Annotated in this window: 15 protein-coding genes; 7 read left to right on the top strand and 8 right to left on the bottom strand. The window is 54.0% G+C overall.

From position 1 onward, the window contains the following. Positions 1-215 precede the first annotated feature (215 nt). Positions 216-869, top strand: coding sequence for a hypothetical protein (locus tag LH86_RS01105; protein WP_039287214.1), 654 nt, complete (start codon positions 216-218; stop codon positions 867-869). Positions 870-1,010: 141 nt separating this feature from the next. Here LH86_RS01105 and LH86_RS01100 read toward each other — a convergent pair whose 3' ends face one another. Genes LH86_RS01100 through LH86_RS01090 form a run of 3 tightly spaced genes read right to left on the bottom strand, consistent with a single transcriptional unit; the run spans position 1,011 to position 3,300 of the window. Next, a complete protein-coding gene (locus tag LH86_RS01100) occupies positions 1,011-2,123 on the bottom strand; it encodes a M20 family metallopeptidase (protein WP_039297669.1) in 1,113 nt (370 codons plus the stop codon). A 3-nt stretch (positions 2,124-2,126) separates the two neighbouring features. Further along, positions 2,127-2,594, bottom strand: coding sequence for a YjiG family protein (locus LH86_RS01095; protein ID WP_039297663.1), 468 nt, complete (start codon positions 2,592-2,594; stop codon positions 2,127-2,129). After that, a complete protein-coding gene (locus LH86_RS01090; protein WP_039297662.1) occupies positions 2,587-3,300 on the bottom strand; it encodes a nucleoside recognition domain-containing protein in 714 nt (237 codons plus the stop codon). Before LH86_RS01090 ends, LH86_RS01095 begins: the two co-directional genes overlap by 8 nt. Positions 3,301-3,562: 262 nt before the next feature. On the opposite strand from LH86_RS01090, the gene queE reads away from it, so the two are divergent. After that, complete coding sequence (gene queE / locus LH86_RS01080; RefSeq protein ID WP_039305824.1) at positions 3,563-4,234, top strand: 7-carboxy-7-deazaguanine synthase QueE; 672 nt, start codon at positions 3,563-3,565, stop codon at positions 4,232-4,234. Between the two features lie 45 nt (positions 4,235-4,279). Here the strand turns inward: queE and LH86_RS01075 are convergent, their stop codons facing one another. After that, a complete protein-coding gene (locus LH86_RS01075; RefSeq protein WP_039297657.1) occupies positions 4,280-5,758 on the bottom strand; it encodes an FGGY-family carbohydrate kinase in 1,479 nt (492 codons plus the stop codon). Positions 5,759-5,784: 26 nt separating this feature from the next. Continuing rightward, entirely contained in the window at positions 5,785-7,083 is a 1,299-nt protein-coding gene (locus LH86_RS01070; protein WP_039297654.1) for an MFS transporter, read from the bottom strand. 349 nt (positions 7,084-7,432) lie between these two features. Here LH86_RS01070 and LH86_RS01065 point away from each other — a divergent pair, with 349 nt between their 5' ends. The 5 genes from LH86_RS01065 (at position 7,433) to LH86_RS01045 (ending at position 12,779) form a co-directional block, all read left to right on the top strand. Then, entirely contained in the window at positions 7,433-8,218 is a 786-nt protein-coding gene (locus LH86_RS01065) for an SDR family oxidoreductase (RefSeq protein WP_039287198.1), read from the top strand. 70 nt (positions 8,219-8,288) lie between these two features. Next, the gene (locus tag LH86_RS01060) at positions 8,289-9,743 is read left to right on the top strand and encodes an FAD-binding oxidoreductase (protein ID WP_039297651.1); all 1,455 of its coding nucleotides are present in this window, start codon (positions 8,289-8,291) and stop codon (positions 9,741-9,743) included. Positions 9,744-9,803: 60 nt separating this feature from the next. Next, positions 9,804-11,159, top strand: a complete 1,356-nt coding sequence (locus LH86_RS01055; protein ID WP_039297648.1) for an MFS transporter — start codon at positions 9,804-9,806, stop codon at positions 11,157-11,159. Continuing rightward, positions 11,137-11,916, top strand: coding sequence for an electron transfer flavoprotein subunit beta/FixA family protein (locus LH86_RS01050; protein WP_039297645.1), 780 nt, complete (start codon positions 11,137-11,139; stop codon positions 11,914-11,916). The genes LH86_RS01055 and LH86_RS01050 overlap by 23 nt, the downstream gene beginning before the upstream one ends. Beyond that, complete coding sequence (locus tag LH86_RS01045) at positions 11,913-12,779, top strand: electron transfer flavoprotein subunit alpha/FixB family protein (protein ID WP_052045533.1); 867 nt, start codon at positions 11,913-11,915, stop codon at positions 12,777-12,779. The genes LH86_RS01050 and LH86_RS01045 overlap by 4 nt, the downstream gene beginning before the upstream one ends. On the opposite strand, the gene LH86_RS01040 is transcribed toward LH86_RS01045, so the two are convergent. Genes LH86_RS01040 through LH86_RS01030 form a run of 3 tightly spaced genes read right to left on the bottom strand, consistent with a single transcriptional unit; the run spans position 12,763 to position 14,895 of the window. After that, positions 12,763-13,338 (bottom strand): glycerol-3-phosphate responsive antiterminator, encoded by a 576-nt coding sequence (locus tag LH86_RS01040; protein WP_039297643.1) that lies wholly within the window; start codon positions 13,336-13,338, stop codon positions 12,763-12,765. The two genes, LH86_RS01045 and LH86_RS01040, sit on opposite strands and share 17 nt — an antisense overlap. Before the next feature lie 13 nt (positions 13,339-13,351). Further along, on the bottom strand, positions 13,352-13,624 hold the full coding sequence (locus LH86_RS01035; protein WP_039297640.1) for a 4Fe-4S dicluster domain-containing protein: 273 nt from the start codon (positions 13,622-13,624) through the stop codon (positions 13,352-13,354). Further along, positions 13,621-14,895 carry an FAD-dependent oxidoreductase gene (locus LH86_RS01030; protein WP_039297637.1) on the bottom strand — a complete coding sequence of 425 codons (1,275 nt, stop codon included), beginning with the start codon at positions 14,893-14,895 and terminating at the stop codon, positions 13,621-13,623. Before LH86_RS01030 ends, LH86_RS01035 begins: the two co-directional genes overlap by 4 nt. Positions 14,896-15,003: the final 108 nt, after the last annotated feature.

Here is a 15,003-nt window from a genome sequence, read left to right as displayed (position 1 = left end):
GCTTTAGACTTTGAAAAACCCGCTTCGGCGGGTTTTTTTTCGCCTTTTATTTCTTACTGAGCCAGAGATTTCCACGCTTGCAATATTGCATGTTGTCTTCTGAAGCATAAAGATCACATATTTATCAATGGCGTGTTTAGTCGTGTATTGAAAGAACCGTATGATTAAAGTGTATATGTATCAATAACAATGAAGGAATAACCTCCGGGGATATAATGAATCAAAAAAGCATTTTTTTATCTTTAGTGCCACTGATGCTGTTAGGTATCTCTTCTGCACATGCGGCGATGATTTCAAGTGACAGTCTGGGGCAAGACCCTGCAAAAGTAGCGCTTTGCAAGTCACGCTCGACGATGGCGAAAGAGAAGTCGGTTCCTTTTGAGATCAATGCCAATTATGCAAAACTCACGCTGCAATCTGAGCCTGGCACCACTTTCGTTGCTATCGATGGAGTCAGTCCTCAACTGATCGTTTGTGCCGTGCGCTCTGGAACCGGGCGATTTGAACCTGGCGTCTATATGCCACAGTCAGATATTTGGCGCCTGGCTAATCTTCCACAAAAGTATGAGCCTGGTATGGGCACGATGCAGGGGCGTGATGCTGCAAACAGGGCTTGTCTCAATGCGGCGTTGTCGAAATCTAACCGTAGTGATGTTATCAGCACCGGACTTGAGCGGTTGGTTGAGATTAGTCCTGACTCACCCGCTTTTGCTCCCGGTAAGGTCATTGCCGGTAAGAAGAGCGAACGCTATGACGTTGTCGTAGAAGGTTCGGCATTTTTCCCGGGGAAAGGGCCAGACAATGACAAACTTAGTTATACCTGTCTGCTGACACCGATGCTGGATGTGAAGGCTGTTAAGATCAAATAATCCAGGAACAGGCTCCCGATCGGCTTCAGGTGCTCATTGCCCTTTACCCTGAAATGGAGAGCGGCAAGATTAAAGGCCGCATGGTGATTGATTTTAAACTGAAAAAGTAATGAAGCAGGCCGGGAATTTCCCGGCCTTTTTTTACAGCGAGCGGATCACTTCGCGCAGCAGCCGAACCCGAGGCTCGATACTGCTCAGCTCCAGATATTCGGAAGGGGAATGGAAACCCGCGCCGACAGGGCCAAATCCGTCCAGAGATGGCACGCCAAGTGCCGCCGTGTGGTTAGCGTCTGAGCCGCCGCCCACCGCTTGCCAGCGAACCTCCACGTCGACAGCTTCACCGGCTTTTTCCACCAGCCTCATCAGCTTTTCCGTTTCCGCGGAAGGCGACATCGCTGGCGTTTGTGCCTGCTGTTCGACGCTGGTTAACACATCAGGCTCGAATTGACGCTGGCTGAACGATTGAATGGCCTCATTAACCCGCAGATATTCGTCGTTATCATTGAAGCGGAGATCGACAATCATCTCCGCGCGATCCGACACGATATTCGCCCCAACGCCGCCGGAAATCACGCCGGTGTTCAGCGTGGTGCCCTTTGTCATATCGGCCAGATCGCTGATTGCCAGCACTGCATGAGCGAGCGCTTTCACCGCAGAACGGCCTTTTTCTGGATCGTTACCCGCATGGGCGGCTACGCCTTTAAACGCCAGGCGATAACGAGCCATGCCTTTTCTGGCTTTCACCAGAGAGCCGTCGGCTCTTGCCGCCTCGCACACCAGCACGCAGCGGCTGCGTTTTGCTATGCCGCCAATCCATTCATGTGAATGGGCCGAGCCAGTTTCTTCGTCAGGGTTCATGGCCACGGCGATAGCCAACCTTTCAAGGTCGGCTTTGTCCAGGCCACGTAAAGCCCAAAGGATAGATAACAATCCGCTTTTCATGTCTGACACGCCAGGCCCATAGGCGCGATCGCCTTCAATGCTGAAAGGCCGCTCTGAAACGGTTCCTGGTGGGAATACGGTATCCATATGACCCACAAGTAAAACGTCGTACTGTGCGGCATCGGGCTTATTGGTGGCAAACAAACCCGGCCCTACTTTATTCCCCAGATCAATGCTGTCGCAGTGCCAGTTTTCTGACAGATACCATTGCTGAAAGATACGGCTGACCTCTTCTACGCCCGCAGCGGTGGCGGTGCCACAGTCGATATTTACGACTCTTTTTAACTCTTGAAGATACTGTTTCAGATCCATAGGTTACTCCAGAATAAGAACGCGCATGATCAGCATGGCGCAAAATGCGTTGAGTACGGAGAGGGCTATCATCAGCGGAATACGCTTCGCCGGAATGCCGACCACGCCGAGAATACGCCCGGCGTACTGCACCTGAGAGCCCATCAAATAGATGGCCGGCGCGAGAATAGCCAGATGTTCTCCGCTGAGAATTCCTCTTTCAAACAGACTGATAGCGACACCTACGCCACCGCCCATAGACATCCAGCCGCCGATGAGTACTGCCGCAGCTTCACCGGGCAGCCCAAAGAATTTCATTACCGGACCAAACAGCCACGCCATGCCCTGCAGTGCGCCCGTAAGCTCAAGCGCATAAATAATAATGAATGCCATCAACACATTAGGCAGCGTACTGGTTGTCGCTATGGTCCAGCCTTTGCGCGCCCCGGCAACAAAGACATCGGTGATCATCGGTTTTGCTGCATCAGCCATGTTGCACCTCCGTTTTTGTTTTCCGTTCCGTGATGTTCAGGATCAGGCGCATCATGTTTGCCCCCACAATTTTCATAATGAACATCACGGCGACGCACATGCCGATAGAGCTTGGTACGGCCTGGCTGCCGTCAACGGCGATCAGCGTGAAGAGCACCGCCCCGGAAGAGAAAAAGTTGGTGATCATGGCTCCGGCGGAAAACTGGAACATAGTGAACACGGTTTTTTCTTTTTCGGTGATCTGGCCTTCATCCGCCAGTACGCGGGTGAGCGATGCGCCAACGTCGGTGCTTTGCAGGCTGCCGATTAGCGCAAGGCCCGTGGCACCGGGAACGCCCATCAGGGGGCGAAGGAGAGGGGTCAGTAGTTTTCTTGCGGCCCGCAGGGCGCCGTAGTGTTCCAGCACGTTAATCATGCCCAGCGCAAACATCACGGCGGGAATCAGGCCGAAAGCGAAGAGAAAACCGTCCATTGCGCCATATCCACCGTTGCCGCGGAAGGCACTTTTTGCAACATCCAGCGATTCTCCGGCCGGGTTAACACCGCTGACAACTTTGCCAAAGGCACCGTTTAGCGTGGTGAAGTCAAACACCCCGTACCAGTTTTTTCCGCCCAACAGGCCAGAGAAAAAGACCATCGCAAACAGCAGGCTAAACCAGGCGGCGGGCCCAACTCTTTGGTGTCCGGGAACAGAAGAATCATCCATTTATCATTTCCTTATGTAAATTCAGGGGGAAAGCCAGAGGGATGCTAGAAGTTAGCAATACGTGCTGTTATGACGACGATCAACATGAGGAGCAAACGTTTAATCACCATAAGAAAGTTGAGAGCTGGCACACAGTAACCATGAAAATAGAGGCTGTTTACGCGGCATGGGGATCAGGCATCCCGGCGGCGCAGCCGCTTTCGCATGATCTCCATCGCCAGTTCTGCGATAATTACTTTTTGTGACTATGACCGAGATGATTATGCAGTACCCGATTAACGAGATGTTCCAGACCCTGCAAGGGGAAGGCTATTTTACCGGCGTGCCCGCCATTTTTATTCGCCTGCAGGGTTGCCCGGTAGGCTGCGCCTGGTGCGATACCAAACATACCTGGGATAAGCTCGCGGATCGTGAAGTGTCGCTGTTCAGTATCCTGGCCAAAACCAAAGAAAGCGATAAGTGGGGTGCGGCAAGCGCCGAAGATCTACTGGCCGTGATTGGCCGCCAGGGCTATACCGCGCGGCATGTGGTGATCACCGGCGGTGAGCCTTGCATTCATGACCTAACTCCGCTGACAGATTTGCTGGAGAAAAACGGGTTTAGCTGCCAGATAGAAACCAGCGGCACACATGAAGTGCGCTGCACGGCAAATACCTGGGTGACGGTTTCCCCGAAGGTGAACATGCGCGGCGGGTATGACATTCTCTCCCAGGCGCTGGAACGTGCGGATGAAATTAAGCACCCGGTGGGGCGTATGCGTGACGTCGAGGCGCTGGACGAACTGCTGGCAACGCTGACGGATGAGAAAAGCCGTATCATCGCGTTGCAGCCGATCAGCCAAAAAGACGATGCTACCCGCCTGTGCATTGAAACCTGCATCGCGCGCAACTGGCGCCTGTCGATGCAGACGCACAAATATTTGAATATTGCCTGATATGCAAAGCCGGGTGCGGTCATCACACCCGGCGTTAACCGTTAGTTAAGCGTTGGACCAGCTTTGAATCGAATCCGTGTTATCTAACTCTCCGTGCATCACCTGATAAGATTTTTTCAAAATAACGTCAGTGTGCTGCGTTAACTCCCTGAAAATCCCTTTGTTTAGCGCCTCATAGCGTCGCGCGTTGTTTTCAATCGGCATAAACACATCTTTGACCCGCACCATTTTTTCGACGGCGGTTTCATAGCTGGTATACAGGCCCAGCCCGACGGCGGTGTTGATTGCCGCCCCCAGACTTGCGCAGCCGTTGATCGCGTTACGCCTGACCGGCAGGTTAAACACGTCGGCAAAGATCTGCATAAACAGATCGCTGTTGGAGCCGCCGCCGGTGATGATCACATGTTTGGCAAAGTGGTCCATCTCATGGCACATATTGTCGTAGTTGTTTTTCAGCGTCAGGGCGATGCTTTCGAGGATCGAGCGGTAAATCCACGCGTAGTCCATGCTGGAATCAAAGCCGATCATTATCCCGCGTTTGAAGGGTTCCCACGGATTGGTCAGCCAGTCCAGCACGGTCATCAGGCCGTTACAGCCCGGCGGCACCAGCGCGGCTTTCTTGTTCAGTAACCCTTCCGGGGAAAGATTCTGTGCTTTCGCATCCTGAATCAATGACTCACCCAGCATGTCCCGCAGCCAGCTTACCGTCCACATCCCTTTGCGGATGCCGTAGCCTTCATACAGCAGCGTTTCAGGAATCGATGACATAATGGGCCAGTAGGCTACCGGGGCTTTTGGCAACGCTTTGCCGTTCATCATCAGCGCGATATAGGTGCCGAGAGAAATCACCGCCGTTTCGTCATCCAGCAGTCCGGCCCCAAGCGCTTCTACCGGCTTATCGCTGGTGGTACAAACTACCGGTAATCCGGCCGGGAAGCCCGTAGCCTTTGCGGCATTTTCGGTAAGATGGCCAATGACCGTACCGGGCATCTGAACATCAAACAGCATGGTGCGTGGAATATTAAATTTCTTCAGTACTTCTCTGTCATCGCTCCATGACCACGTTTTGTAGTCCACCGGCCATTGGCCAAAATAGTTGGCGATATTGTCTTTGAACTCGCCGGTTAAGCGGTGAGACAGGTACCCCGAGAAAGAGGTAACCCAGGCGACGTCAGGATTTGTGTGCTCGTAGGGACGGGTGACGCGGGCATCCTGCCAGCTGATTAGCGGCTCAGCCGGTGTGCCGTCAGCCTTTAATAGGGCGCGACAGCAGCGTATGGAGCCAAGGCCAATCCCGACGATGGCATTCTTGTCGCCCGTGAAGTGGCTCATTAAATCCTGCCCGGCGCGGCACAGTGAGTCCCATAGGTCGTCGTCGGGGTGTTCGGCGGTATCCGCGTCCGGCGTGTACATCGGCTGAAGCGGCCCCTTGCCTTCACAGACGATATTGCCAGCCAGATCGTACATCACGACTTTTGTACTCTGGCTTCCACCATCAATCCCAATGATGTATTGCTTCGACATTGCCTTTCTCCTTCAATTTTCCCTCATCACTCGCCCGTTGCGGCCAGTGATGCCAATTTTTCCTGTGCAATGTCGGCGGCGCGAATTTTGCGAATCAGCAAAATGGCAAACACGATGACCATGCACAGCGCGGCTAATCCCATCAGCCACATATTGCGGTAGGCTTCCTCTGCAGGGAGTGTGTCCTGCCAGTGGCCAACAAGTGGATAAACGAACACGTCCGGCAAGAAGCCGATGACTGAACAGATCCCCACGGTAGTCCCCATAATGTAGGGTGGCGTTCTCGCTTCGCCGGGGCAGGCCCAGTAAAGCCCGCGTGAGGCGTAACAGGTGAATCCCAGCAGCAAAATAAGCCCAATACCCATCGCAACGGACTGAGGATTGGCGTTGGTTGCCAGCAGCGCGACTAGTGCGGCTGCGCCAACAATAGAGAGCAACTGCACCACACGAGTCGGCGATTTGATTCTGCTGTAGGTCGTAATAATGCCGCCCAGTGGACCACAAACTGCGCGGAAGATTTTATTGATCACGATACCCATGTAGCTGGCGGCCACTAACGACATGCCGTACATCTCTGTCAGGTAGTTGGTGGAATAACTCAGGATGGCATAAATGGTGTAGACCCCGAAGATCACCATACTGCAGTACCAGGTAGTACTTATCCGTAAAACGGACAGAATATCTTTTAGCTGGAAAGCCGGTTTTTTGGCTTCCTGAGCACCTTCTGTACGGCCGGTAAAGCCGTCGCTGACAAAGAACCAACACAGCACGCCGAGCGCAATATAAACGCCGCTGTAGATAAGGATGACGGCTTTAAGGCTGTTGGCATCTTCCGGCGCAAAGCGCGAGAACACCCACATAGTGAATACCGCCAGCGCCATCACGCCGACGCCGCGCAGGCCTTCCATCCAGCCCATAATTTTTCCCTGCTCGCTATGATCGCCCAGCAGGGAAGCCGCCTTAATGGAGACCGACCACAGCATCAGAATGGTAGTCACGGCGAATGCGACCTGAATGACAATCATCACCCACAGCGGCGGGTAGAAAGCCATCACAATCCCCAACAGGCCGGTGGCAATCATCGCCAGCGTCATCATTACGCGGTGGGAGAATTTATCAGCAATAATTCCGCTCGGAGCATAAAGTATAATTGCGGTTATTCCGAAAGTACTCATAATTAAGCCTATTTCGGTATTGCTAAACCCCATAAATTTTGCCATGGGGATTTGGTAAATATACCTTAAATAAGCAAGGTCAAAACTTACACCACCACTGATACTTATTATTGCCAGCGTTAGCCAGCGACGAAAATTTGAATCACGCATGGTGTGCTCTCAGTAATCAGGATTGTTAAAGACAAAAAAAAGAGAAAAGTAACCAATCCCCTTTTAAGGGCTGATTACTTTTCTCATGGACTCTAGTAATTGCGAAGATTATTAACATGCAACGTGGTTTTTTAGTGTGAGAAATATCACGATATTGATTTTCACGATGAATAATTTAGCGATAAAACCTTTCTGTTAATGAGTTGTGAGATTGATCACATAACGCGGTTCCTCGCTATGATACTTATTTTAGCCAGTTACTAGAGACGATGAGAAAAGTAACTTCCCTTTCGGGGGAAGCTTGCTTTTCTCATTTTTTTTTGCGTTTAAAAAATTTAAGGAGTTCATCATGTCGCTCAGCGCACTCAACGAATTCTCACTGGACTTCTTCTCGCTTAAAGGGAAGACGGCGATTGTCACCGGCGGTAACAGCGGGCTGGGGCAGGCGTTCGCCATGGCACTGGCTAAGGCTGGCGCGAATGTGTTTATTCCCACGGTGGTGGAAGAGAAAGGCGAAACGCGTCAACTTATTGAACAGCAAGGCGTAAAAGTGGCGTTTATGACGGTGGACATCACGGAGAAAGGCGCCCCGGCTCAGGTCATCGCCCAGTGCCTGGAAACCTTTGGTTCGGTGGATATTCTGGTTAACAACGCCGGGATCTGTAAGCTTAACAAGGTGCTGGATTTCGGCCGTGCCGACTGGGACCCGATGATCAACATCAACCTGACCGCGGCGTTCGAATTAAGTTACGAAGCGGCTAAAGTGATGATCCCGCAAAAGCACGGAAAAATCATTAATATCTGCTCGCTATTTTCTTATCTTGGTGGACAGTGGTCTCCGGCTTATTCCGCCACAAAACATGCGCTGGCCGGTTTAACGAAAGCCTATTGTGACGAATTAGGTCAATATAATATTCAGGTGAACGGCATCGCACCTGGTTATTATGCCACCGATATTACTACCGAAACTCGTAAAAACCCGGAAACCAACAAACGCGTGCTTGATCATATTCCAGCCAACCGCTGGGGTGAAACTCAGGATCTTATGGGGGCAATGGTTTATTTATCCAGTCGTGCTTCAGATTATGTTAATGGTCATTTGTTAGTCGTTGATGGTGGTTATTTAGTCAGGTAATTCTCGCAGGGTGGTTCCTGCTTTCTCTTATTTATATCCGTATTCCCTTATTTGTCAGGAAGGAGTTGTCATGTCTTTATCTCGCGAAGCAATTGTGGATCAATTAAAAGAAATTGTTGGCCCGCAGCAGGTTATTACCGATGAAAAAGTATTGCAGAAAAACAGTATCGACCGGTTCAGAAAATATGCGGATATTCATGGCGTGTTCACCCTGCCGTTGCCGGCCGCGGTGGTGAAGCTACAAAGTACTGAACAAGTTTCTAACGTGCTGGCGTTCCTGAACGGCAACCACATCAACTGCGTACCGCGCACCGGGGCTTCAGCAACGGAAGGCGGCCTGGAAACCGTGGTGAAAAACTCCGTGGTGCTGGACGGTTCCGGGCTGAACAAGATAGTCGATATCGACATTGAAAACATGCAGGCCACCGCCCAGTGCGGCGTGCCGCTGGAAGTGCTGGAAGATGCCCTGCGCGCAAAAGGCTACACCACTGGCCACTCGCCGCAGTCCAAGCCGCTGGCACAAATGGGCGGCCTTGTGGCAACCCGCAGCATCGGCCAGTTCTCAACCCTGTACGGTGCGATTGAGGACATGGTGGTTGGTCTCGAAGCCGTGTTCCCGGACGGCAGCATCACGCGCATTAAAAACGTGCCGCGTCGTGCCGCTGGCCCGGACATTCGCCATGTGATTATCGGCAACGAAGGGGCACTCTGCTACATCACCGAAGTGACGGTAAAAATCTTCAAGTACATGCCGGAAAACAACCTGTTCTATGGCTACATCCTCGACAACATGAAAACCGGGTTCAACATCCTGCGTGAAGTGATGGTGGAAGGCTATCGCCCGTCGATTGCCCGCCTGTATGACGCCGAAGATGGCACCCAGCACTTCACCCATTTTGCCGACGGCAAATGCGTGCTGATCTTTATGGCAGAAGGCTCTAAGCGCCTGGCGGAAGCGACCGGCGCGGGCATCGAAGAAATTGTTGCCCGCTACCCGGAATGCAAGAAGGTGGACAGCAAGCTGATTGAAACCTGGTTCAACAACCTGAACTGGGGGCCGGATAAAGTGGCTGCCGAGCGCGTGCAGATCCTGAAAACCGGCAACATGGGCTTTACCACTGAAGTCTCCGGCAGCTGGAGCTGCATTAATGAGATTTACCACAATGTGATCGAGCGCATTCGCAACGAGTTCCCACATGCAGGTGATATCACTATGCTGGGTGGCCACTCTTCCCACAGCTACATCAACGGCACCAACATGTACTTCGTGTACGACTACAACGTGGTGGACTGCAAGCCGGAAGAGGAGATCGACAAGTACCACAACCCGCTGAACAAAATCATCGTGGAAGAGACGATTCGCCTCGGCGGCTCGATGGTGCACCACCACGGGATCGGCAAGCACCGCGTGCACTGGTCCAAGCTTGAGCACGGCACCGCCTGGCCAATCATGCAGGGCCTGAAAGATCAGTACGATCCGAACGGCATCATGAATACCGGCACGATTTGGCCGATTGAAAAATAACCGTACAGGTCGGCTCTCAGGAGCCGACCTCTTCATTTACGGATCGACAAAGGAATCAGTATGCACGCCGAACCGGTTCGTATGGATGACCTGCCGCTTAATCGCTTTCATTTACGCATAGCCGGGCTGACCTTTGGCGCTCACCTGACGGATGGCTACGTGCTCGGCGTAATTGGTTTTGCGCTGGTGATGATTACGCCGCAAATGGGCCTGACGCCACTTCAGGAAGGATTAGTGGGCGGCTCGGCGCTGTTTGGGCTGTTTCTTGGCAGCTTGGTGCTGGGTTGGATCTCCGATCATATTGGTCGTCAGAAAATTTTTAACTTCAGCTTCGTGCTCATCACGTTGGCCTCTTTTTTACAGTTTTTCGTTAGCAACGTAGAGCAGCTGATTCTGCTGCGGGTGTTAATTGGTATCGGGCTGGGCGGTGACTACTCAGTGGGCCACACCATGCTGGCCGAATTTGCCCCACGTAAACATCGTGGCGTGCTGCTAGGCGCTTTTAGCGTGGTCTGGACGCTGGGCTACGTGCTGGCGAGCCTCATTGGCCATCAGCTGGTGGAGAGCGGGCCGGATGCCTGGCGCTGGCTGCTGGCGTCGGCCGCGTTGCCCGCGTTGTTAATCACTTTCTTGCGGTGGGGAACGCCGGAATCTCCCCGCTGGCTGCTTCGCCAGGGGCGGGTGTCCGAAGCACATCAGATTGTGCGCCGCTACTTTGGTGAACATGTTGTTATTAGCGATGAAATTGCGGTGCCGACCTCCCGCCATCTCCGCACGTTGTTTTCCGGGCAATACTGGAGGCGTACCGCGTTTAATAGCCTGTTCTTTGTTTGCCTGGTGATCCCGTGGTTTGCAATTTATACCTGGCTGCCGTCCATTACCGGGCTGCTGGGCATGCGGGATGGCCTGACCGCCAGTCTGCTGCTGAATATGGTGCTGGTGGCGGGCGCGATCGCGGGCCTGGTGCTGACCCACCACTGTTCAAGGCGAGGTTTCCTGATCGGCGGTTTTCTGGTGCTGTTCTTCAGCCTGACTGCATTGGCGCTGGTGCCGGAACAACACGGTACAATTATTCTGCTGCTGTTCTTTGTTTTTACTCTGACTATTTCGGCGGTCAGCAACCTGGTCGGCGTGCTGCCGGCGGAGAGTTTCCCGACGGATATTCGCTCTCTGGGCGTAGGGTTTGCGACGTCGATGAGTCGCCTGGGCTCGGCAATTAGCACCGGACTGCTGCCGGTGGCGCTGGTCTCCTTCGGGGTGCAAAACACCATGCTGTTGTTGAGCGCGGTTCTGATGCTGGGCCTGCTGGTTTCCGTCTTCTGGGCGCCGGAAACGCGAAACATGAGCCTTGTGGCCGCATCCGGGAATAAAGAGCAGCCGTCGGGAGTAAATCATGAACATTCTGTTAGCCTTTAAGGCCGAGCCAGACCTCGCCATGCTGGCGGAAAAGGACTGGCTGTCTGCCGGGCAGGGTAGTCTGGACACGTCGATAACGCGCCCTTGCCTGGGGGAAGATGAGGCTGCTGCCGCTGAGATATTGCTGCGTCAGGCAGAAGGCCTGAAGCTTACCGCATTGAGCATTGGCCGTGAGCGTGCGGACAGTTTTCTGCGCCAGTTCAAAGCGCTGGGGTTCCAGCGGGCCATTCGATTACAGCCGGATGGCGAGCTGACTTTTTCCCCTGCCGCAGTGGCCGCTTTGCTGGCCGCATGGCAACAGCAACATTCTCAATCACTGGTGGTGACAGGCTCACGCAGCGCTGAAGGTAACAGCGGGCAAACGGGGTTTTACCTCGCCGAACGGCTGGGCTGGCCGTGCTTCACTCAGGTTTATGATTTCACGCTCGACGTTGAACGGCAGCAGGTTTGCCTGAAACAGCGGTACGGTGCAGGGAAACGCAGCCTTACCGTGCGGCTGCCTGCGGTGCTGATGATTGAAAGCGGGGGGGATTACTGCCTGAGAACGCCTGGCCTGCGGCAAAAACTGGCGGTGAAAGCTTCGGACGTTGAAGTTTTACCTGTGAAAGTCCAGGGCGATGAGGAGGCTGTCTCTCCACTGGTGGGGCTGAAGTATGCTCAGCGACATCGCGGCGGTTTAATTATTCAGGGCAGCGATGCGCGTGAAAAGGCCCGTAGCCTCTACCGTGGCTGGCTACGTGAAAGGATGACGCCATGAAAATTGCTGTGATTCTGCCCGAGGCCCGGAAAGTGTCGGTGCTTAATGAGATAGGGCATTTCATTGCACGCAGTGAAATGGCACCAGAACATTTCGAAGCCTGGTTGCTGCCGGAGAGCGAATGCAGTGAGCCGCTGCTGGAGGGTTTGTATACCCACTTCCTGCGTGCTCCAGTAGAAATGCTGTTATTTCCTTCTGGCTGGCAGGGCGCAGAGCTAGCTACCCGGCTGGCGCACCGGCTGCAAGGGGAGGCGTGGAGCGCGATTAATGACGCGAATTTTGCCCGGCAGGTAGTGCGTAAAAACGCCTATGGCGGCGCGCTGGTGGCTGAGCTTCAACTGCAAAATAAGCCCTGGTGTCTGAGCGTAGCCGCCGCGCCGGGAGCCAAAACCTGGCAGCCGGAGATGGAATATGTACAGATTCCCGTGGCACCACAGAAGCCAGCCTGGCTGGTTGAATCTGGGGCAATTGCCAATGAAGCCGCATCCGGCCTGGCTGATGCCAGACTTGTGCTGGCGGTGGGGAGGGGCGTTGGTAGCCCGCAAGTCATGGTGCAAGTGGAAGAGATTGCCTGCGGGTTGGGCATGGAAACTGGCGCCAGCCGCGAAGCGGTGATGCACGCCTGGTGCAGCATGGACAAACTGCTGGGGATGTCCGGTACCCAGGTTGCCGCAGACGTTTGTATTGCGGCAGGCGTTTCCGGCGCACCGGCTTTTATCAGCGGCATTGCCCACAGTCAGTTCATTGTTGCCATCAACAACGATCCGCAGGCGGCAATTTTCCGCCATGCTGATGTGGGGATCGTGGATGATTTGCTGCCGGTGTTAACCGAGCTGCAAACCTGCGTCAGGGAAGATATTTAGCCAACTGCCAGACGCCGGTATTAGTGGTGGAGATAGCCAGTGCTCCGGCGTTGAGCGCGTTGTTGGCATCTTCCGCGTCGCACACCAGGCCACCGGCAATGACCGGCAGGTCGATTTTTTCCGTCACCCATTTCATTACTTTCGGCATACAGCCCGGCAGGATTTCGATGCAATCCGGGTTTGACTGGGCCACCTGCTTATCGATGTTGTGATAAGAGATGGAATCGACGATAAACAGCCGGTGAATGGCAAAGAACCCCTGTGCCCTGGCCGCTTTCACCATTGGCGCTTTGGTGCTAATCACCCCGTCGGCCTGGGTCACCAGTTTCAGAAAGTTAATCACAATCTCTTTATTCGATGTCCCTTCCAGTAAATCGACGTGTACCAGCGCATATTTATTCGCCTTCTTAATTTGCTGCACGATGCCGGTAATGGTGCAGATATTGCCGTACAGCACGGAAATCACCTGGCAGTCGGATTCCAGCGCCAGCTGCAGGCTCTGGGTATCTTTTACCGCTGCAATCAGCGGGTGTTGCTTGAGTAGGGACATCAGGGACACAGCTTGGACTCCATTAACCAAAGCGTAATTGGATGCCGCAGCCGGCGGGCGGATAGCGCCAGCGGCTGAGGGTTTGTTCGTCGCACAGCAGACGGCAGGTGCCGCATTCCAGGCAGCCGGTGTTGTAAATGTGCAGGCTGCCGTCTTCTTTCTGTCGGTATAACCCGGCTGGGCAGGCGCGTACCAGCAGAGCAAGCTGTTCAATATCGGGATTGTCTGCCGGGACAATATGCGGTTTCTCCGCAGGCTGCCAGGCGTTCCTGGCCAGTTTCTCATGCAGGTTCACAGGCTGCGTCCTCCGCGAAAAATGTCTTTAACCAGTCTGGAAATGCCTGCTTTGCGGGCATGTTTCCACAGTAGGCTGCTGAGTCGTGGCGGCGGTAAATATTGGGGATCAAAGATATCACGCTGCAGCCCGGCCAGTAGGCCAGGCCAGGTCTGAAACAGCCCCGGCGTTTGTAAAAAATCGGGCATCTTGCGATAGCGCTCCAGCACCGCCCATAGTGAGGTACGCTCCAGCTGTTGGCGGTATGCCTGGTGAAGATCGACACTAACATTATCCTGCAGCGTTTGAATCAGCGTTTGCGCCGCCGCTTTTGCCGAAAGCGCAGCCAAATCCATGCCGCGGACGGTGAAACCGGTATTGATACAGAAACGGGCGCTATCGCCCACCAGCAAATAGCCGGGGCCGGCCAGACGCTCGGGGAGCCCGTTCAGGCCACATTCAGGAATAAGATGGGCGCCGTATTCCACCAGTTCGGCACGGCGCAGAAGCGGGCGCAGCGTCGGGTGCTGCTTGACGTTTTCCAGCAAGTCGTGAAGCGAAGTTGAGGAAGCTCGAATTGAAGATAGCGGACAAACGATGCCGACTGACAGCGTATCGTGATTGGTGTAGAGGAACCCGCCCGCAGGCCGATCGCCGCAAACGCCGCCGGTGAATAGCCAGGCAGCACCTTCGTTACCTTCAAGCGAGAAGCGGTTTTCGAGATCTTCTTTCGGCAGCGCAAGCACTTCTTTAACGCCAACGGCAACGCTGTGCTCAGGCAACTTATTTAACAGCTTGTGTTGCTCGGCCAGCAGGGTATTAGCGCCTTCGGCGATAACCACGGCTCTGGCGCTTAACACTTCGCCGTCAATCACGACTCCGCTCACCACGCCATTTTCGACGTGCAGGCTATCGACCTGGGTCGTTGTCAGGCACTGCGCGCCGGCTTGTTCAGCCTGCTGGAAGAGCCACGGATCCAGCCGCGCACGCAGCACGCTGTATGACGCCGCCGAAGGATATTGAAAACTCAGCGTGGTGGAAGTCTCTGCCGTCAGTGCGGAGAGCTTTTCATGGGTAATACAGCGTTCGAGTGGGGCGGAGCGAGAAAAATCAGGAAAGAGATTTTCAAACGCTGCGGTGTAGAGTCTGCCGCCCGACATGTTTTTGCCTCCGGGCTGATTTGCCCGCTCAACAAGCAGAACATTGAGTCCGGCGCGCGCGCACTCTACCGCGCAGCAGGAGCCTGCGATCCCCGCACCAACGACGATAATATCGAAATCTGTAGTGGCCATCCCGTGCACCTTTTAGTTGCGACGGAGCAGCTTACCAAAGCGGGAGAAAAATTAGCTTGATGCGGGGCGCAGAGAGGAAAAGTCCGGGGTGAATCCCGGACTTTTTTT

The organism is Cedecea neteri, assembly GCF_000758325.1.
GTDB lineage: Bacteria > Pseudomonadota > Gammaproteobacteria > Enterobacterales > Enterobacteriaceae > Cedecea > Cedecea neteri_B.
Note: the sequence above shows the minus strand (reverse complement) of the source record. Positions and strands in the feature narration are given on the sequence as shown.

Coding starts and splice junctions, on each gene's coding strand:
- LH86_RS01105 (WP_039287214.1), top strand. CDS start 216: ATGAATCAAAAAAGCATTTTTTTATCTTTAGTGCCACTGATGCTGTTA.
- LH86_RS01100 (WP_039297669.1), bottom strand. CDS start 2,123: ATGGATCTGAAACAGTATCTTCAAGAGTTAAAAAGAGTCGTAAATATC.
- LH86_RS01095 (WP_039297663.1), bottom strand. CDS start 2,594: ATGGCTGATGCAGCAAAACCGATGATCACCGATGTCTTTGTTGCCGGG.
- LH86_RS01090 (WP_039297662.1), bottom strand. CDS start 3,300: ATGGATGATTCTTCTGTTCCCGGACACCAAAGAGTTGGGCCCGCCGCC.
- queE (WP_039305824.1), top strand. CDS start 3,563: ATGCAGTACCCGATTAACGAGATGTTCCAGACCCTGCAAGGGGAAGGC.
- LH86_RS01075 (WP_039297657.1), bottom strand. CDS start 5,758: ATGTCGAAGCAATACATCATTGGGATTGATGGTGGAAGCCAGAGTACA.
- LH86_RS01070 (WP_039297654.1), bottom strand. CDS start 7,083: ATGCGTGATTCAAATTTTCGTCGCTGGCTAACGCTGGCAATAATAAGT.
- LH86_RS01065 (WP_039287198.1), top strand. CDS start 7,433: ATGTCGCTCAGCGCACTCAACGAATTCTCACTGGACTTCTTCTCGCTT.
- LH86_RS01060 (WP_039297651.1), top strand. CDS start 8,289: ATGTCTTTATCTCGCGAAGCAATTGTGGATCAATTAAAAGAAATTGTT.
- LH86_RS01055 (WP_039297648.1), top strand. CDS start 9,804: ATGCACGCCGAACCGGTTCGTATGGATGACCTGCCGCTTAATCGCTTT.
- LH86_RS01050 (WP_039297645.1), top strand. CDS start 11,137: ATGAACATTCTGTTAGCCTTTAAGGCCGAGCCAGACCTCGCCATGCTG.
- LH86_RS01045 (WP_052045533.1), top strand. CDS start 11,913: ATGAAAATTGCTGTGATTCTGCCCGAGGCCCGGAAAGTGTCGGTGCTT.
- LH86_RS01030 (WP_039297637.1), bottom strand. CDS start 14,895: ATGGCCACTACAGATTTCGATATTATCGTCGTTGGTGCGGGGATCGCA.